Source organism: Aeromonas sp. 604282 (assembly GCF_049170575.1).
Classification (GTDB): Bacteria; Pseudomonadota; Gammaproteobacteria; order Enterobacterales; family Aeromonadaceae; genus Aeromonas; species Aeromonas veronii_A.
The window spans coordinates 24529-42098 of sequence record NZ_JAAKMV010000001.1; the positions used below are offsets into that span (position 1 = coordinate 24529).

14 protein-coding genes and 1 tRNA gene are annotated in these 17570 nt (G+C 58.2%); 8 read left to right on the top strand and 7 right to left on the bottom strand.

All coding sequences use genetic code 11. From position 1 onward, the window contains the following. Nucleotides 1-24: 24 nt before the first annotated feature. Nucleotides 25-1671 carry a bifunctional metallophosphatase/5'-nucleotidase gene (locus G5367_RS00115; RefSeq protein ID WP_421243521.1) on the bottom strand — a complete coding sequence of 549 codons (1647 nt, stop codon included), beginning with the start codon at nt 1669-1671 and terminating at the stop codon, nt 25-27. 91 nt (nt 1672-1762) lie between these two features. Beyond that, complete coding sequence (gene dcuC / locus G5367_RS00120) at nt 1763-3115, bottom strand: anaerobic C4-dicarboxylate transporter DcuC (RefSeq protein WP_158111151.1); 1353 nt, start codon at nt 3113-3115, stop codon at nt 1763-1765. Nucleotides 3116-3310: 195 nt separating this feature from the next. Between dcuC and G5367_RS00125 the strand changes: the two genes are divergently transcribed. Further along, entirely contained in the window at nt 3311-3775 is a 465-nt protein-coding gene (locus G5367_RS00125) for a hypothetical protein (RefSeq protein WP_005345994.1), read from the top strand. A 183-nt stretch (nt 3776-3958) separates the two neighbouring features. Next, nucleotides 3959-4555 (top strand): DUF922 domain-containing protein, encoded by a 597-nt coding sequence (locus tag G5367_RS00130; RefSeq protein ID WP_337073813.1) that lies wholly within the window; start codon nt 3959-3961, stop codon nt 4553-4555. 95 nt (nt 4556-4650) lie between these two features. Here G5367_RS00130 and mnmC read toward each other — a convergent pair whose 3' ends face one another. Continuing rightward, the gene (gene mnmC, locus G5367_RS00135; protein ID WP_421243522.1) at nt 4651-6669 is read right to left on the bottom strand and encodes a bifunctional tRNA (5-methylaminomethyl-2-thiouridine)(34)-methyltransferase MnmD/FAD-dependent 5-carboxymethylaminomethyl-2-thiouridine(34) oxidoreductase MnmC; all 2019 of its coding nucleotides are present in this window, start codon (nt 6667-6669) and stop codon (nt 4651-4653) included. 90 nt (nt 6670-6759) lie between these two features. Here mnmC and fabB point away from each other — a divergent pair, with 90 nt between their 5' ends. Beyond that, a complete protein-coding gene (gene fabB / locus G5367_RS00140) occupies nt 6760-7971 on the top strand; it encodes a beta-ketoacyl-ACP synthase I (RefSeq protein ID WP_421212377.1) in 1212 nt (403 codons plus the stop codon). Between the two features lie 300 nt (nt 7972-8271). Here fabB and G5367_RS00145 read toward each other — a convergent pair whose 3' ends face one another. Continuing rightward, a complete protein-coding gene (locus tag G5367_RS00145; RefSeq protein ID WP_033115819.1) occupies nt 8272-9957 on the bottom strand; it encodes an aspartate:alanine antiporter in 1686 nt (561 codons plus the stop codon). A 137-nt stretch (nt 9958-10094) separates the two neighbouring features. On the opposite strand from G5367_RS00145, the gene G5367_RS00150 reads away from it, so the two are divergent. Beyond that, entirely contained in the window at nt 10095-10592 is a 498-nt protein-coding gene (locus G5367_RS00150; protein ID WP_005345978.1) for a hypothetical protein, read from the top strand. Between the two features lie 138 nt (nt 10593-10730). Here the strand turns inward: G5367_RS00150 and G5367_RS00155 are convergent. Beyond that, nucleotides 10731-10806, bottom strand: a tRNA-Asn gene (locus G5367_RS00155). Nucleotides 10807-10939: 133 nt separating this feature from the next. On the opposite strand from G5367_RS00155, the gene uvrB reads away from it, so the two are divergent. The 3 genes from uvrB to G5367_RS00170 all read left to right on the top strand — a co-directional run bounded on the left by uvrB (nt 10940) and on the right by G5367_RS00170 (nt 14032). Continuing rightward, complete coding sequence (gene uvrB / locus G5367_RS00160) at nt 10940-12952, top strand: excinuclease ABC subunit UvrB (protein ID WP_421243523.1); 2013 nt, start codon at nt 10940-10942, stop codon at nt 12950-12952. Beyond that, complete coding sequence (locus G5367_RS00165) at nt 12949-13206, top strand: YkvA family protein (protein WP_421243524.1); 258 nt, start codon at nt 12949-12951, stop codon at nt 13204-13206. The genes uvrB and G5367_RS00165 overlap by 4 nt, the downstream gene beginning before the upstream one ends. A 178-nt stretch (nt 13207-13384) precedes the next feature. Further along, nucleotides 13385-14032, top strand: a complete 648-nt coding sequence (locus tag G5367_RS00170; RefSeq protein WP_040069761.1) for a DedA family protein — start codon at nt 13385-13387, stop codon at nt 14030-14032. A gap of 80 nt (nt 14033-14112) precedes the next feature. Here G5367_RS00170 and dsbB read toward each other — a convergent pair whose 3' ends face one another. Both dsbB and nhaB read right to left on the bottom strand, forming a co-directional pair. Further along, nucleotides 14113-14634 carry a disulfide bond formation protein DsbB gene (gene dsbB, locus G5367_RS00175; RefSeq protein ID WP_005336895.1) on the bottom strand — a complete coding sequence of 174 codons (522 nt, stop codon included), beginning with the start codon at nt 14632-14634 and terminating at the stop codon, nt 14113-14115. 98 nt (nt 14635-14732) lie between these two features. Continuing rightward, complete coding sequence (gene nhaB, locus G5367_RS00180; protein WP_042055887.1) at nt 14733-16313, bottom strand: sodium/proton antiporter NhaB; 1581 nt, start codon at nt 16311-16313, stop codon at nt 14733-14735. A gap of 333 nt (nt 16314-16646) precedes the next feature. Here nhaB and fadR point away from each other — a divergent pair, with 333 nt between their 5' ends. Next, nucleotides 16647-17360 carry a fatty acid metabolism transcriptional regulator FadR gene (gene fadR / locus G5367_RS00185; protein ID WP_026034983.1) on the top strand — a complete coding sequence of 238 codons (714 nt, stop codon included), beginning with the start codon at nt 16647-16649 and terminating at the stop codon, nt 17358-17360. The last annotated feature ends 210 nt before the right edge of the window (nt 17361-17570 follow it).

Consider the following 17570-nt stretch of genomic DNA (forward strand, 5'->3'; position numbering starts at 1 on the left):
ATGTGGCAAAGGCATCCCCCGATATCAACTGAAGTACTCAACCAGAGGCGGCTGCGCTTCCAGCGCTGGCAGGTGGCGAGCCCAGCGGATAAAAGCATCGGCCAGGGTGATGCCGAGCTCCTGGTTGTGCTGGGTCAGGGTACGCGCCAGTGCGGTGTAACCCTCCTTGCCGGAGGCGGTATAGGCGCTCGACACCCCCCGATAGACCTGTTCGGCATTGACCGTTTGCCACTGGCCGGGGGCGGCTTCCCACTCCAGTCGGGTGATGCGCTGGCCCTTGGGCCGATTGGCCTGATAGGTGAATCGTATTCCCGCAGTGTAGGGGAAGCTGCCGTTACCATTGCCGACCACGCCGTTATTGGTGGCGTTGTCGATGGCATTCTCCAGTGCTTCCGCCAACTCGTGACCGTGCACCCGATAGAGGGTGAGGGGAATGGCAAAGGGCAGCAGGCGACCGGCGATATCCGCTTCGCTCAGGGGGCCAGGCTCCAGCGAGCAGCGCACGCCGCCAGCATTGTGCAGGGCAAAGTCTACCTCACCCACTTGTTCACAGGCGGCGGTCAGCATGGCGCGGGCCACCAGCGGGGCGAGTTGGCTGCCATGGGGCAAGGTGGCATCCGGCAGCCGCTGATGGTGCAGTGGCGCTGCCAGTCGGGTGACGATGCGCTGGCTCATGGTCTCGATCTCTGGCCGATAGCGTTTGGCCAGATGTTGTTCAAGCTGTGGATCCGGCTCGCAGAAGGTGAGCCCGGCGGGTGGCGTGGAGGCGAACGGCCAGGGTTGCCAGGGGAGCCACTCCAGCTGCCCCTCACTTTGTACGACACGGCCCGCCTTATCGAAGGTGAGCTCGCAGACGCCGAGGCAGAGGGCGCTGTGGCCTGCGTGCAAAATGGCCACCCCGTTGTTCATCAGCGGATAGCTGCCTTCGCTTGGCAGACCCAGCGGCGCGAGATCCCCCAGCAGGCTGTGGGTGTGGCCACCGATGATGAGGCTGAGCTCGGGGAAACGCTCGGCCAGCAGCTTGTCCTGATCCAGCCCGAGGTGGCTCAGCAGCACGATATGCTGGATCCCTTCGCTCTTTATCTCCCGCAGCACTTTGCTGAGGGTGTCAGCCACTGCGTGGAAACGGGTGTGGGGATCCGGGTTGGCGATGGCGGCCATCTGGGCGAGGGTGATGCCGAGCAGCGCAAAGGGAACCCCGTCGATCACCCGGCGATGCCAGGGCTGATGGGCATCGTAGAGGTGGGGGATATCCCACAGCCCGAGGGTTGTGTCGGCAGGCTCCTGGCTGTTGTCCAGATTGGCGGCCAGCACCGGAAAATCGAGCTGGCGCAAGAACTCCACCAGTGGGCCGTTGCCCAGATCGAATTCGTGGTTGCCAAGTACCATGGCATCGGGGGCCAGCATGGCGAGCAGGTCGGCGTTGGCGCGCCCTTTGAAGCGGTTGAAATAGAGAGAGCCCTGAAAGGAGTCGCCACCGTGCAGAAACAGAAAACGCTGGCCGGCTGCTGCGGCTTTGGCACGCAGTTGGGTCAGTCGGGTCAGGATCCGGGCATAACCGCCGCACTGGGTGCGCCACTGACTTTCACCGACAGGGGAGAAGCTCATGGGCGCGCCATCGAAGTGGGAGTGGCAATCACTGAAATGGGCAAGTTGAACCGTAATACTCATCTCGGTCCTCCTTAGCGGGAAAATGAGCACCGAGTCTACTGCAAAGGGGGGGGAGGATACCAGCCCGGCAGGGTGCCGGGCTGGTCTGCGATCAGGCGGGTACCATGATCTGGGTGGCGATGATCACCACCAGCAGGCCGACGGCGACCGGCATACTGGTGCGCTTGACCACCTCGAACGGCGAGAGTTTGCCCATCCCCGCACAGGCGACCACCACCCCGGAGACCGGAGAAATAGTGCGACCCAGGTTGGAGGCTTGCAGCATCGGGATCACCAGATAGGCCGGGTTGATGCCAAGGCTGCTGGCCAGGTTGGGGATCAGCTCCACGAAAGCGTAGAAGGGGGCATTACCCGAGCCGGTGGTAAAGGCTGCCAGGGTGGTGATCACCACCAGCGACAGCATCATGATCAGGCCGCCGGAGCCGAGATCCTGAGCGTGAGCCAGCAGGGTGTCGATAAAGCCGATGGTCATCAGACCCTGGGCAAATACGCCGGCACCGACCAGCAACATGACCACACCGGCAAAGGCGTCAGCCATGTTGCGCCAGCAGACCTGCAGACCGTCCAGCAGCTCCTTGCCATTGCGGATGCGGACAAGTTCCAGCAGGCTGGCCAGCACCATGCACATCACGATGATGGTGACGATGTCCAGCTGTGGACCCCATTTACCGTCAAACACCAGTACCCCGATGATGGGGGTGAACGGCAGGATGGCGTAGAAAGCGGGCGCAGTCGTCACCAGATCACCCGGGGCGACCGGCTCGTTGTGCTCACCGGATTTTTGATCAAGGTAGCGCTGCCAGAAGAAGTGGGTCACCGCCATGCAGGCGATCGCCACCAGCGAGATGGGCAGGGTCAGCTTGAAGGCAAAATCCAGCAGCGGCATGTTGGCGGCCTGGGCGGCCATCACCACGTCACCGGAGGTCGGTGCCAGAATGATGGCGGCTGGCGAGGCGCACACGGCGGCTGCCGCGCCACGGGAGATCCCCATGTTGACCATCAGCGGGAACAGGGTAGCCATCAACAGCACGCCGAGGCCGGTGGCGGAGCTCACCGCCAGCGACATGGCGCAGGCCACCAGATAGGCAGCCACCAGCAGGATATAGGGGGACTTGATGATGCCAAGCGGTTTGCTGGCCAGCTTGACCAGAATGGTGTTGGCGCCGATATGGCTCATGTAGCCGGCAAAGCCGCACAGCACCATGATCAGCATCCCCAGTCCACCGCCACGGTCATTGAGCAGGAAGCGGACGTATTCGAAGATATCGGTTGCGATATAACCGGTGCTGACTACCTTGCTCGGCAGCACCGGCTTGCCCATCATGGCGGTGATGACCAGCAGCAGCAAGCCGCCGCTCAGCAGCACCCCGGTCGCGGAGTATCCTTTGAAAATGGCACGGCCCACCACCAGGGTGACCAGGGTGCCAACGATGAGTTCCAGCATATGTTGCCTTCTGATTGGATGAGAGTGGAGGGAGTCTATTCCGATAGGGGTAGAGTGGCGACTGGAAACAGGATGTTGTGTGAACTAAATCAACGTTTAACCCCATGAACAGAATTAAAGAAAGGTAAAGGTACTTTACCCAGCGGGTTTGGCTACCTACCCTTGCCAGCCTTGGTTGTCTTTTGAGGCTTTTATATGGTGGTTGGTGATTTTTCAGGCATTAAACGCTCTCTTTTCCTGCTCGCGATGCTATTTTCACCTACTTGCGTGTTTGCAGTAACCAATGACGGTTTTCATCAAACCGGTCCTCATCAGGCGGTCGCCATGCGGCGTCTCATGGCTCCTCACTCTTACGGCGTACTGGTGGTTGCCGAGGGGAAGAAACCCCGTTTTGCCGCGCTGGCATCCAAAACCACCGAAGCAAACTGCCTGGCCCGTCATGCCATTCGGGTAGATGGGGTCGCGCTGCTGGTCACCCCGAGATTCTATGCCAAAGAGGAAAAACGGGGACTTTGCGAACTGTGGCTCAATGAGGGGGCAGATCAGGACTTTTTTGCCAATCGTCTTAAAAATGATCATTTTATTCAGATAGATGGTCATGACATCAATGTGAAAAACTATCACCTCAACTGGCAGCGCATCAGTCCTGCTGCTCAATAAAAATACAGTTTCATCCTTGTGCCATACTTTGCTCACGCAACCTGTGAGCTTGCTCTGATTTCTGGGCTCATCATTGTATTGCGCCGCCTCTTGGTCACACATAGGCTATACCCGTCATCTGTGTGGCGGTGGGTTTCACCAAGGTTGGTACTCCGCCCGTGCAATCAAGGAAGGTAGTCTGGCATGGTCAGCAAGGTTTATGGAGTAGTGGGGAGCGTGCTGTTGCTGTTACCCCTGATGAGTCAGGCTCAGCCGAGCCGGCCGCAAGTGGTGCCAGAGTCCCGCATCAATGTCCGTTTTTATGAGATAAGCGCTGCCCAGTCAGATCAACTGGCCCGAGCGATTGCCCAGAGTGCCCCCAAGGTGAATGGCAAGCCTGTTCTCGGCAAGGCGAGTTATCAGATGGAGTGGCAGTTGGAAACCGACCAGTTGCCGGGACGCTGCCAGCTCAAACGGGTTACGGTAACGACTCATGCCACCGTATTGTTGCCCCGCTGGCGTCAGAGTTCGGAGGGGAGTGACCCTGCTCGCCAACGCTGGGGGCGGCTGCTCTCCAGCATGTTTGACTATGAATCCCGTTTCAAAGAGATGGTGCTGCAAGGCGGAAATCAGGTGGGCGGGGCGATTGCGGCACTACCAGGCCATGCAGATTGCCAGGCATTGCGCTATGCCGCCTGGGCTGCGGGCAGTGGCGAATTGAACAAGGTTAAGGCAAGGGTAGACGATTTCCAGCGTCAGACTGGTTACGGCGAGCAGCTGGGTGTGCACTGGCCCAAGTGAGCGCTATCTCAAGACGCAATATCCAGCATCGCACGATTTGATAAATAGAATGGCCGCCCGATGGGCGGCCATTCTGTTTGTTTACAGAGTCCGGTTTAGACCAGCGCTTTGCCCTTGAGCAGCTTGCGTACCCAGTAACGGGCTGGGTGGAGCGCTTCCAGCAGATCGGCGGCCAGCGGCAGCGGAGCGCCGCAAATCTCGCTGGCGAGCAGCTCGCCACAAAGCGGCGCCGAGCAGAGGCCCCGCGAGCCGAGCGCCCCCAGCACATAGAGGCCGGGGTGAAGGGGGAGTGGCTGGGCATTGTGCTGATCATGCTGCAGCTGCGCATAGTGATCCGCCAGACCTTGCAATCTGGCCACTGGCCCCACCACCGGAAGGTGATCCCGACTGGCACAACGCACCCCTACGCGCGCCTCGTTGCCGCTCACATCCACTTCGGCGGGCCAGGTTTGCTCCGGCAGGCAGGCTTGCAACCGCACCTGATTCTGGATTTGCTCCTCGGCACGAAACTCAAGGCTGCTCTGGTTGCGGCCATAGCTGGCACCAATACAGTGTTGATCGTTGTGCATAGGTGTGAGGTAGCCATCGTAGCAGAGCACGGTCTCGAGCTGACGCAAGCTGGCCGAGGTCGGCACATGGCTCACCTGACCGCGCACCGGATAGAGCGGCAGCTCGGCAAAGGGGAGCAGTGCTGGCAACTTATGACCGGCAGCGACCACCAGATTGGGGGCCTGCCAGTGGCGGCCATCCTGGCTCTCTATGTGCCAAGCATCTGTCTGCTCGGCAATGGCAACCACCTCGGTGTTGAACACCACCTCAAGCAGGCCGCTGGCTTGTGCTTCTTTAATAGCGGCTCGGGTGAGATCGGCCGGACAGAGCCAGCCTCCCAGCGGATAGCTGACGCCGCTGTGGCCACAGGGCAGGCCAACCACCTGCTCTACCTCTGCTGTAGAGAGGGGATGCATCAGTTCGGACGGGAAGGGGCCCTGGCTCATTTTCACCAACTTGGCTGCCGATTTGTCGTCATAACCGAGCTGGGTCACTCCGCATAATTCGAAAGCGATAGGATGGCGTTCGGCCAACGCCAGCAGCCGTTGGCGGGCATAGCCAAAGGCGAGGGAATAGAAGCGTGACAGGGCATCGTGCTCGCCGTTGAGCAGCGGATAAAGCGCCCCCTGGCGGTTGCCGGAGGCGCCGGTGGCCTGTTCGCCATCTGCACACAGCAACGTCACCTTGCGACCCCGCTCCACCAGAGAGAGCGCCGTCATGGCCGAGGCGATGCCGCCGCCGATGATCACCACCTCGCCAGCGCGTCCGGCAGGACGGGCATACCAAGGGACTATGGTCTGCTGCGGCTGCTTGTCGGTGCGATCCCCCACCAGCATCTCCCGCTTGCTACCGTGGCCCTTCACCTTCTTCATGGCAAAACCGGCGGCAATCAGGCCGCGACGGACAAAACCGGCACAGGTAAAGGTGGCGATGGAGCAATCGGGACGGGCGAGGCGAGCGAGACCATCAAACAGCTCCTGTGTCCACATCTCCGGGTTCTTGGCCGGGGAGAAACCATCCAGATACCAGGCATCCACCAGCCCCTCTGCCCAGTGAGGCACTTGCGGCAGCATATCCTTGATGTCGCCAAACCAGAGATCGAGGCGAATGCGGCCATCCGCAAAATGCAGGCGGTGGCAACCGGAGACCGGCAGCGGCCACTGGGCGACAAGATCCTGACTCAAGTGGCCAAGTTCAGGCCAGGCGGCCAACGCCTTGCGCAGATCGTCCCGGGTCAGGGGGAATTTCTCGAAACTGATGAAGTGCAGACGGGAGCCGTTGCCGGATTGAGGCGCCTGTTCCAGGAAGGCTTGCATTGTCGCCAGAAAGTTAAGGCCTGTGCCGAAACCTGTTTCACCTATCACGAAACTGTCACTATCGTGGTGCGAAAATCGCGCAGGTAGCCGGTTTTGCTGCAAAAAGACGTAGCGGGTTTCACTTAGACCGTTATCATTGGAAAAGTACACATCCCCGAAGTCACTGGAGACAGGAGTTCCCGCTTCATTCCAGTCCAATCGGGCATGATGTAAGGATGTTTGACTCACGTTTTCCTCGGCTCGCGTCACAAAATCGCGGGCATTCTACGTGAAAGCAGACCAGTTTGGCAGCCGAAAGCGGGTAGACTTGGCGCCAGTTTTTCCAGACGAGATGAATTAATGAGAAGAGCAGTGATCACCGGTATCGGCGTCATCTCCAGTATCGGCAACAACAAGGAAGAAGTGCTGGCCTCCCTGAAAGCAGGTAAATCCGGCATCACCTATTCCGAGCAGTTCGAGCAGCACAACCTGCGCAGCCGTGTCTGGGGTAACATCAAACTCGATCCGTCTGAACTGATCGACCGTAAAGTCATGCGTTTCATGGGCGACGCTGCGGCCTACGCCTATCTCTCCATGCAGCAGGCCATTGAAGATGCCGGTCTGGCGGAAGATCAGGTATCCAACGAGCGTACCGGCCTGGTGGTCGGTTCTGGTGGTGCCTCCGGCAAGAATACCTCCGAATCAGTGGACATCGCCCGTGAGAAAGGGGTCAAGCGTGTGGGCCCTTACATGGTGCCGCGCACCATGTCTTCCACCACCTCTGCCTGTCTGGCCACCCCGTTCCAGATCAAGGGGGTTAACTACTCCATCAGCTCAGCTTGCGCAACCTCTGCCCACTGCATCGGTCACGCGCTGGAGCTGATCCAGCTTGGCAAACAGGATGTGGTCTTCGCTGGTGGCGGCGAGGAGCTGGACTGGTCCTCTACCATCCAGTTTGATGCCATGGGCGCGCTCTCTACCAAGTACAACGACACGCCGGAAAAAGCCTCCCGTACCTATGATGCGAACCGCGATGGTTTCGTTATCTCCGGTGGCGGCGGCATCCTGGTGGTTGAGGAGCTGGAACATGCTCTGGCCCGTGGTGCTCACATCTATGCCGAGCTGACAGGTTACGGTGCTACTTCTGATGGCTACGACATGGTTGCCCCGAGTGGTGAAGGTGCTGTGCGTTGCATGAAGATGGCAATGCAGGGTGTCGGCAAGGTTGATTACATCAACACCCACGGTACCTCCACCCCGGTTGGCGATACCAAGGAGCTGGAAGCTATCCAGACTCTGTTTGGCGCCAACGGTCCCAAGATCTCCGCCACCAAGGCGATGACCGGTCATGCGCTGGGCGCTGCCGGCGTGCACGAGGCTGTCTACTCCCTGCTGATGATGGAGCACGGCTTTATCGCCCCCAGCATCAACATCGAGACTCTGGACGAGAAAGCGGAAGGTCTGCCCATCGTGCGCGAGTACGAAGAGGCCGAGCTCAACACCGTCATGTCCAACAGCTTCGGCTTTGGCGGTACCAACGCTTCTCTGGTGTTCAGCAAGTTCAAAGGCTGATCATCCGGTTGATATGAAAAAAGCGCCTCAGGGCGCTTTTTTTGTTTCCGTGATCTGCCATCACTCATTGCAGAGCAGAGCAGAGCAGAGCAGAGCAGAGCAGAGCAGAGCAGAGCAGAGCAGAGCAGAGCAGAGCAGAGCAGAGCATCAACCATTGTGGGTAGGGGGCAGACAGCGCAGATGGTTGGTGTCAGGTGAGATCACACCAATGAGCCAGCTCCGCATCTTGGGAGAAAGGCAGATAGCAAGAAGGGAGCTTGAGGCTCCCTTCTTTGTTAGCGGTAACTTGATGGCAGTTGGTTAGAACCAGAAGCCGATGATAAAGGAGCCTGCCAGCGTCAGCATCACGTTGGCCACCGCATAGGTACCAGCGTAGCCAAGCGCCGGAATGGAGCTGTTGGCGGCCTCGTTGACCACATCCATGGCGGGGGCGCAGGTACGGGCACCTGTGATGGCGCCGAGCAGCAGGGCCGGGTTCATCTTCAATACCCAGACCCCGAACAGGTAGCCGACCAGTACCGGCAGGGTGGTGACCAGCATGCCGGAGAAGAGCACCACGGCACCCACTTCGCTCAGGTGGTCCAGAATGCCGCCACCCGCCTTGAGACCGGTGCTCACCATAAAGACCGCCAGACCAAGATCCTTGGCCAGTCGCAGGGCGCCCGGAGGCACGTAGCCGACCGTCGGGTGGTTGGCCCGCAGATACCCCATCAGAATGCCTGCCAGCAGCAGACCGACCGCGTTGCCGAGGCCAAATTCAATCTGGCCGAACACCAGCGAGACGGAACCGATCAGCAGCCCCAGCACAAAGAAGGTGGTGAACGCCACCAGATCCGTGGTCTGGCTGTGGATGCTGATAAAGCCGATCTTGTTGGCCAGCAGTTTGACCCGCTGTTTTTCGCCGCTGATCTGCAACACGTCGCCTTTTTGCAGCATGATGTTGCGATCGAACGGCATCTCGATTTGGGAACGCACCACCCGGTTGAGGAAGCACCCCTTCTCGGTCAGGTTGAGTTCCACCAGATGACGGCCGACCACGGAGTCGTTCTTTACCACGATCTCTTCGGTGACGATCTGCAGGTCGAGCAGGTTGCGATCAAACACCTCTTTACCGTTGCGGTAGTTAACGTCCAGCTTCTCGTGGCTCTCGGGATAGCCCACCAGAGCGATCTCATCCCCTTCCTGAATGACGGCATCGCCATCGGGACTGGCGAGAATGCCGTTGCGGCGGATCCGCTCCACATAACAGCCGGTGTGGGGGTAGATGCCGGTCTCGCGCAGGGTGCGGCCACCGATCCAGGCTGCCAATTCGGGGCCAACCCGATAGGCGCGGATGATGGGCAGGTAGGTCTTGCGACTGTCGCTGTCGGAGAGACCCCGCTCACGGGCAATTTTTTGCGCCTCGGTGTTGAGATCGAGCCGTGCCAGCGAAGGGAGGTATCGCACGACCAGCATCAGGCCAACCAGACCCACCAGATAGGTCAGGGCGTAGCCGATACCCATGTTGTCGAGCACCGCCTGCATGTCGGTTTGATGGGGCAGGTTGAGCAGACCGCTGCGCAGGGCATCCTGGGCACCGACCAGCGCAGGAGTCGAGGTGAGCGATCCCGCCAGAATGCCGGCCGCCATCCCGGGCCCCAGATTAAAGAACTTGGCCAGCCCTACCGTCAGAAAGAGGGCGGTCAGCAGGATCACCAGAGTCAGGGTGATGTAGTGGATGCCATCGCGCAGGAAGACGCTGAAGAAGTGGGGCCCGGCTTCGATCCCCACGCAGAAGATGAAGAGCATGAAGCCGACGTTCTCGGTCGTGGCGGTGAACTCGAAGCCCATCTGACCAAACAGCAGGGCGGTAAACAGCACACCTATGGTGTTGCCAATCTGAAAGTTGCCAATTCGCACCTTGCCAAGCAGCAGGCCAAAAGCCAGTACCACGAAGAGCAGCAGGGAGTCGCTTTGATGTAGCAGTGTCACAAAATCTATGGTCATGCCCGGAAAAACCGAGGAAAAAAGTGGGGCCGATATTGTGCCGGATCTATCCCCAATAAAGAAGCGCAAAGGGACGATTAATCGGTTGTTATTGGGCGCTATTTATGACGCTGGTGGCGTGATAGGGAGACACGCGAATGAAATCAGGGGATTTTTACTGCCATTGCCGATGTCAATTAGTGAAATATGCTGCCCGCTACCGAAGCTCTTTGGCGCAGGCAGATATTTTAGATTCTGCTGTCCAGCCGGTCGACAGGGATCAGTTTCAGCAGATTCAACCGATAGCAGTCATTGCTGGCAGAGGGCCAAATCAGGTTGATATCTACTCACCCGCCCTCGGGGAAAGGGTTGGCAAAAAGATACCTCCGAAAAGTGCCAATAGAGCCTGTCACCCCGCTGTTCCTGAGGGGGCAAAAAAACAGCATAAAATCAGGTTGGCCAGCAAAATGACTCTTCGTCGGGGGCTATCACGGGCAATCCCGCGTCCTGACAGGGTTTGCTGTACTTACCCACAGAATCTGTGGATAACCCTGTTTATGAATCTTGTTCATCGCCCTCAAAGCCGCGCCAGTACTGGGATGCAAGGGCTGTTCAAAAAATACCGGAAGAAAAATGTTTGCATAAAAATCAAATAGTTAGGTGTGACAGGAGAAAACTCTGTCGAGCCGGAACTGGTAACAAAAGGGAGCATCGGCAGCAAGAAGGAGCTTGTGCATTAAATTTGGCAGGAGAGGGCACTAAAGTGGATAACTTGCACCGAGATGGTGAGGAATTGGCTCCCCCGACTGGACTTGAACCAGTGACATACGGATTAACAGTCCGCCGTTCTACCGACTGAACTACGGGGGAACATCATGCAAGGAGGGGCATCATACAGAAGGTGTCCGAGGTGGTCAAGCCATTCGCGGGATGATGGCGCGGGTATACCGCTGCCAAACCCTCGGTTACACTGCTCCTCTGCTGTTTTGTGTCGGGAGTGTTCATGAGCAAATTGTTCAAGTTAGCCAGCCAGTTTAAACCCGCCGGGGATCAGCCTGCGGCGATTGCCCAACTGCTCGACGGCATCGAGTCAGGACTGGCCCACCAGACCCTGCTCGGGGTGACAGGCTCGGGCAAGACCTTCACCATGGCTAATGTCATCGCGACCCTCAACCGCCCCACCATGATTCTGGCGCCCAACAAGACCCTGGCCGCCCAGCTCTACGGCGAGATGAAGGAGTTCTTCCCAGATAATGCAGTGGAGTATTTCGTCTCCTACTACGACTACTATCAGCCCGAAGCCTATGTGCCGACCACCGACACCTTCATCGAGAAGGATGCCTCCATCAACGATCACATCGAGCAGATGCGATTGTCGGCCACCAAGGCACTGCTGGAGCGGCGCGACGTGGTGATTGTCGCCTCGGTATCGGCTATCTATGGTCTGGGGGATCCCCAAGCTTATCTGAGCATGATGCTGCATCTCAAAGTGGGGGATGTGATCAACCAGCGGGATATCCTGCGCCGTCTTGCCGAATTGCAGTACACCCGCAACGACATGGCCTTCCAGCGCGGTACCTTCCGGGTACGCGGCGAGGTGATCGACATCTACCCCGCCGAATCGGACAAGCTGGCGCTGCGGGTAGAGCTGTTTGATGAGGAGGTGGAGCGGCTCTCCCTGTTCGACCCGCTGACCGGCGCCATTGAGCAGACGGTGGTGCGCTACACCATCTACCCCAAGACTCACTATGCCACCCCGCGAGAGACTATCCTGGGAGCTATCGAACATATCAAGGAAGAGCTGCGCAGCCGCCGCGAGCAGCTGTTGTCCCTCAACAAACTGGTGGAGGAGCAGCGGATCAGCCAGCGTACCCAGTTCGATATGGAGATGATGCAGGAGCTGGGCTACTGCTCCGGCATCGAGAACTACAGCCGCTACCTTTCCGGCCGTGCGCCGGGGGAACCGCCACCCACCCTGTTTGACTACCTGCCGGGGGACGGCCTGCTCATCATCGACGAGTCCCACGTCACGGTGCCGCAGATCGGCGCCATGTTCAAAGGGGACCGCTCCCGCAAGGAGACCCTGGTGGAATACGGCTTTCGGCTCCCCTCGGCGCTCGACAACCGGCCACTCAAGTTTGACGAATTTGAAGCGCTGATGCCGCAGACAGTGTTTGTCTCGGCGACTCCCGGCCCCTACGAGCTGGAGAAGTCCGGCGGCGATGTGGTACAGCAGGTGGTGCGCCCCACCGGCCTGCTCGATCCGGAGATCGAGGTGCGTCCGGTGACTACTCAGGTGGACGATCTGCTCTCCGAGATCCGCAAGCGGGTTGCCATCGAGGAGCGGGTGCTGGTCACTACGTTGACCAAGCGGATGGCGGAGGATCTGACCGAATATCTGGCGGAGCACGGGGTCAAGGTGCGCTATCTCCACTCCGACATCGATACCGTAGAGCGGGTGGAGATCATCCGCGATCTGCGTCTCGGCAAGTTCGATGTGCTGGTGGGCATCAACCTGTTGCGGGAAGGTCTCGATATGCCGGAGGTGTCGCTGGTGGCCATTCTGGATGCGGATAAAGAGGGCTTCCTGCGTTCGACCCGCTCGCTGATCCAGACCATCGGCCGGGCGGCGCGCAACCTCAACGGCAAGGTCATCCTCTACGGCGATACCATCACCAACTCCATGAAGGTGGCAATCGAGGAGACCGAGCGGCGCCGCGCCTTGCAGCATGCCCACAACCTCAAGCACGGCATTACTCCCAAAGGGCTCAACAAGTCGGTGGGGGATGTGATGGACATGGGGGGCAGCCGCACTGCAGGCAAAGTGGGCAAGGGGAGTCGCAAAGCCGCCGAACCGCAAGGGGAGTACCATGTCCGCTCTGCCAGCGAGATTGCCAAAGAGATCAAGCGGATGGAGGAGCAGATGTTCCAGCATGCGCGAGATCTGGAATTCGAGCAGGCGGCGGCACTGCGGGATCAGATCCAGCGGTTGCGCGGCGAGCTGATCGAGTCATGAGCCGCAAACGCTGGGTTGTCTGGCAACGACTGTGTCGTCTCTATCATGGCTTTCGCCATCCCGCTACCCCCTGGTGGGCAAGGGGCCTGGTGATCCTTATCCTGCTCTATGGCATCAGTCCGGTGGATCTTGTTCCCGACGTGGTGCCCTTGCTGGGCTGGTTCGATGATGTGACCCTGCTGCTGGTGTTGCTATGGTGCTGGGAGCGTTGTTTGCCCCCCGCAGTGCGCAGCGATCTGGAACAGGCCTCCTAGTTCACCTTTTCAACACGGCGCTCGGCATATCTCCTTGTACTCCCACCCTCGAAGGAAGCAGAAAAACGGTTTCATTTGAAGGTGGGCTCTGCAGGATGAAAAAGAGGCTGGCCGGTGATTGTCGCCCGAATAGCATTGGCGTAGACTCCACGCCGTTCACTTTATGGGTATGGAAAAAATGGATCTGATCCTCTTTGCAATCGACTTTATCCTGCACGTTGACGTGCATTTGAAAGAGCTGTTCGAGAACTATGGCGTCTGGGTTTACGCCATCCTGTTTCTGATCATCTTCTGTGAAACCGGGTTGGTAGTGACGCCGTTCCTGCCGGGTGACTCCCTGCTGTTTGCCGCCGGTGCGCTTACCGTGGGCAGCGTGCTGGACGTTCATACCCTGGCGGCCGTGCTGATCATCGCTGCCGTGCTGGGCAACGTGGTCAACTACACCATTGGTCACTTCTTCGGCGAGCAGCTGTTCCGCAACCCGGACTCCAAAATCTTCCGCCGGGATTATCTGGAGAAGACCCACGCCTTCTATGCCAAGCATGGCGGCAAGACCATCATCATCACCCGCTTCCTGCCTATTGTGCGTACCTTTGCGCCGTTCGTGGCAGGGATGGGGGCCATGACCTATCCGCGCTTCCTGGCGTTCAACCTGGTTGGCGGTCTGCTGTGGGTACTCTCCTTCGTCTATGCCGGCCACTTCTTTGGCAATCTGCCGGTGGTGCGTCACAACTTTACCCTGCTGATCTTCGGCATCATCGGTATCTCCCTGTTGCCCATGGTAATTGGCGCGGTCAAGGCCAAGATGAGCACTGCCAGGGCGTAACCAGAAATACGGTCAGCCAGAACGAGAAAGGGGGGAGCCATCATGGCTCCCCCCTTTTTATCTCCACACGGGCATGATACTCAGTTGCAGCAACGCCCTTTCACCAGATTGCCGATGGCCACCACGGTGAAGACCAGCAGGTAAGCGGCGAAGATGACAACCAGCCACTGGGGCATGGAGTAACCGAAGAACTGCCAGGTGATCTGGGCACAATCCCCTTCCGGCATAAAGAGCCAGGGGAGCCACTGATCGAGCGGAGCCCAGCTCGGGAAGTCTGCAAACGGGCTGCAGACGTTGAACGGGGAGGGATTGACCTGATAGTCCACATGCTTGAGGGCCAGTTGGAAGCCGCGGAAGGCACTGTAGCCCCACAGCAACATGGCACTCCAGCGAACATACCACTTATCCGGCGCCACCATGCCGAGCAAACCGGCGGCCAGCACACCCAGGGTCGCCAACCGTTCGTAAACACACATCACGCACGGGGAGAGGCCCAGCACATGCTGGAAGAAGAGGGCGCACAACTCGAGGAACAGGGCTGATGCTGCCAACAGGCCCCAAGCCAGCCGATGGGCGGCGATACGGCGGAGAAACTCGATCATCTCATTGATCTCTCAGAAAAAACAGTGGCTGAATTAGAGCAGAGCGGGGCAGAAAAGAAAAGGGCCCTGAAAGGGCCCTCGGAAACCGTCGCAATGGATTAATGCAGCGCTGGCTGTACCGCTGGCAGCGCACTCTCCATCACCAGCCATCCGTGCTGATAGAACCACTCTGTGGCAGGGCCAAGCAGTAATTCGACAGAGAAAAAGCCGACCAGCCCCAGCACCAGGGTGTAGGGCAGCGCCATCCAGACCATGCGGCCATAGGAGAGGCGCAGCAGCGGAGCCAATGCCGAAGTGAGCATAAACAGGAATGCGGCCTGACCATTGGGGGTAGCGACCGACGGCAGGTTGGTACCTGTGTTGATGGCTACCGCCAGCAGATCGAACTGGGCGCGGTCGATGGCTCCATTGAGCAGGGCAGTCTTGACTTCGTTGATGTAGACGGTCCCGACAAAGACGTTGTCACTGACCATGGAGAGTAGACCGTTGGCTACATAGAAAAGCGCCAATTGTTGCTCTTGTTCCGCCGAAAGAACCCACTGGATCACCGGCTTGAACAACTGCTGATCGATGATGACGGCGACCACGCTGAAAAACACAGCCAGCAGGGCGGTAAAGGGCAGCGCCTCTTCAAAGGCCTTGCCCAGAGCATGCTCTTCGGTAATACCGGTGAACGAGGTTGCCAGCACGATAACCGAGAGGCCAATCAATCCTACCGCTGCAAGATGCAGAGCCAGGCCGACGATCAACCAGATGGCGATCAGAGCCTGTACCATCAGCTTGGCCTTGTCCTGCTGGGTGCGTTTGGCATTCTCATGCAGGTTGTACTCCTCCATGATGGCGCGCACCGACTCCGGCAATTTGGCGCCATAACCGAACCATCCCATCTTCTCGACCAGCACACAAGTCAGCAAACCGCAAATAAAGACGGGGAGCGAGACGGGGGACATACGAATGGCAAACTCGCCAAAGTGCCAGCCAGCCTGCTCGCCGATGATGAGGTTTTGCGGCTCGCCCACCAAGGTGCAGACACCACCCAGCGCGGTACCGATGGCGGCATGCATCATCAGGCTGCGCAGGAAGGCGCGGAACTGCTCGAGAGCCTGATAGTGGTCTTCCTTTACTTCCTGATCATGGGTGTGGTCATGTGTATGCCCAAATCCCTTGCCGGAAGAGACCTTGTGATAGATGGCATAGAAACCGGTGGCAACGCTGATCACCACGGCAATGACCGTCAGTGCATCGAGAAAAGCTGACAGGAAGGCGGAGACCAGACAGAAGGAGAGGGAGAGCAGGATCTTGGAGCGTACGCCGATTAGCAGCTTGGTGAAGACATAGAGCAGCAACTGCTTCATGAAATAGATACCTGCCACCATAAACACCAGCAGCAGCAGCACTTCGATATTGGCGACCAGCTCGTGTTTGACCTGATCGGCGGAGGTCATGCCGATCAACACGGCTTCGATCGCGAGCAGACCACCCGGTTGCAGGGGGTAGCACTTGAGGGCCATGGCCAGGGTGAAGATAAATTCAACGACCAGTAACCAGCCCGCAATGAAAGGATCAAGGTGGAAGGCGATCGGATTGATCACCAGAAATAGCAAGATGGCGTTTTTGTACCACTGTGGTGCATTGCCCAAGAAGTTCTTGGCGAATGCCTGCCCTAGGCTTATTGGCATGATAATGGGTCTCAACTTTGTTGTTAGGATCTGCTTCTATGCAGTCAAGGATGATTCGACCTGTGCCTCCGGATGTTGGCCTTTATCTGTCTGATTCCTCGTGATTTTAATCAAAAAGCGTGACGATTATAAATGATAGCCGATGGATCTTTGCCCATGTGTCTGTTTTATAACCACCTTGTCGGGGTTGGCTGGCTCCCTCGTGGCGATTAGATATATATTCCCAACACTATATTTGCCATATGTGAGCAGAGGACTGACCTTATGCTTGCCAGCCATCATCGCTTTGATATCATTCGTCAGCCTTTTTACGCATTACAACAGAGTCAATTCATGGTTATAAAAGCGCAGAGCCCAGCTGGGTTTGCCGAGGAATACATCATCGAGTCCATCTGGAACAATCGCTTTCCTCCCGGATCTATTCTGCCCGCCGAGCGTGAATTATCCGAGTTGATCGGTGTGACGCGGACGACCTTGCGCGAAGTGCTGCAGCGACTGGCCCGTGATGGCTGGTTGACCATACAGCATGGCAAGCCGACCAAGGTGAACAATTTCTGGGAAACCTCCGGCCTCAATATTCTGGAGACGTTGGCTCGTCTGGATCAGGACAAGGTACCTGATCTGATAGCTCAGCTGCTCTCAGCCCGTACCCACATCTGCACCATCTTTATCCGCGGGGCGATCCGTCACAATCCGGAGCAGGCCGCCGAGATCCTGCGTGGTGCCGATGGGGTCGAGAACAACGCCCAGGCTTATGCCGAGTTCGATTATCGCCTGCACCACCAGCTGGCGTTTGCTTCCGGCAATCCGATCTACGCTTTGATCCTGAACGGTTTCAAAGGGTTGTATAGCAGAGTCGGCAGCTACTACTTCTCCGACAAGCAGGCCCGCGAGACCGCAGATGCCTATTACAAGACCCTGCTCAATCTGGCGGAGACCAAGAACCACGAAGCCGTCTTTATGACAGTGCGTCAGTACGGTATCGAGTCCGGCAAGCTGTGGACACGTCTGCGTCAGGACATGCCAAGCGATCTGTGCGACAACTGATCCCTTGCCTGTGCTGTCCAAGAAACGCGCCATCCGGCGCGTTTTTTTATTCTGCCGTGTTCGTGTCTATCCTTGATTGCTGGTGGTAATTGCTTGAACTGCATGGATATTTGGCCAAAAAGCTTGATCCAGCGCAAATGAACCCTGCATTTATCACTTTGGTGGCATAGGACCCAACCGCTGATTGAGGTCAAATGGAGGCATCAAGAG

What these genes read in the sequence shown, in the direction of transcription:
- fadR (WP_026034983.1), top strand. Translation starts at nt 16,647, where the DNA reads ATGGTTATAAAAGCGCAGAGCCCAGCTGGGTTTGCCGAGGAATACATC.
- fabB (WP_421212377.1), top strand. Translation starts at nt 6,760, where the DNA reads ATGAGAAGAGCAGTGATCACCGGTATCGGCGTCATCTCCAGTATCGGC.
- nhaB (WP_042055887.1), bottom strand. Translation starts at nt 16,313, where the DNA reads ATGCCAATAAGCCTAGGGCAGGCATTCGCCAAGAACTTCTTGGGCAAT.
- uvrB (WP_421243523.1), top strand. Translation starts at nt 10,940, where the DNA reads ATGAGCAAATTGTTCAAGTTAGCCAGCCAGTTTAAACCCGCCGGGGAT.
- G5367_RS00115 (WP_421243521.1), bottom strand. Translation starts at nt 1,671, where the DNA reads ATGAGTATTACGGTTCAACTTGCCCATTTCAGTGATTGCCACTCCCAC.
- dsbB (WP_005336895.1), bottom strand. Translation starts at nt 14,634, where the DNA reads ATGATCGAGTTTCTCCGCCGTATCGCCGCCCATCGGCTGGCTTGGGGC.
- G5367_RS00165 (WP_421243524.1), top strand. Translation starts at nt 12,949, where the DNA reads ATGAGCCGCAAACGCTGGGTTGTCTGGCAACGACTGTGTCGTCTCTAT.
- dcuC (WP_158111151.1), bottom strand. Translation starts at nt 3,115, where the DNA reads ATGCTGGAACTCATCGTTGGCACCCTGGTCACCCTGGTGGTGGGCCGT.
- G5367_RS00125 (WP_005345994.1), top strand. Translation starts at nt 3,311, where the DNA reads ATGGTGGTTGGTGATTTTTCAGGCATTAAACGCTCTCTTTTCCTGCTC.
- G5367_RS00150 (WP_005345978.1), top strand. Translation starts at nt 10,095, where the DNA reads ATGAAATCAGGGGATTTTTACTGCCATTGCCGATGTCAATTAGTGAAA.
- G5367_RS00130 (WP_337073813.1), top strand. Translation starts at nt 3,959, where the DNA reads ATGGTCAGCAAGGTTTATGGAGTAGTGGGGAGCGTGCTGTTGCTGTTA.
- G5367_RS00145 (WP_033115819.1), bottom strand. Translation starts at nt 9,957, where the DNA reads ATGACCATAGATTTTGTGACACTGCTACATCAAAGCGACTCCCTGCTG.
- G5367_RS00170 (WP_040069761.1), top strand. Translation starts at nt 13,385, where the DNA reads ATGGATCTGATCCTCTTTGCAATCGACTTTATCCTGCACGTTGACGTG.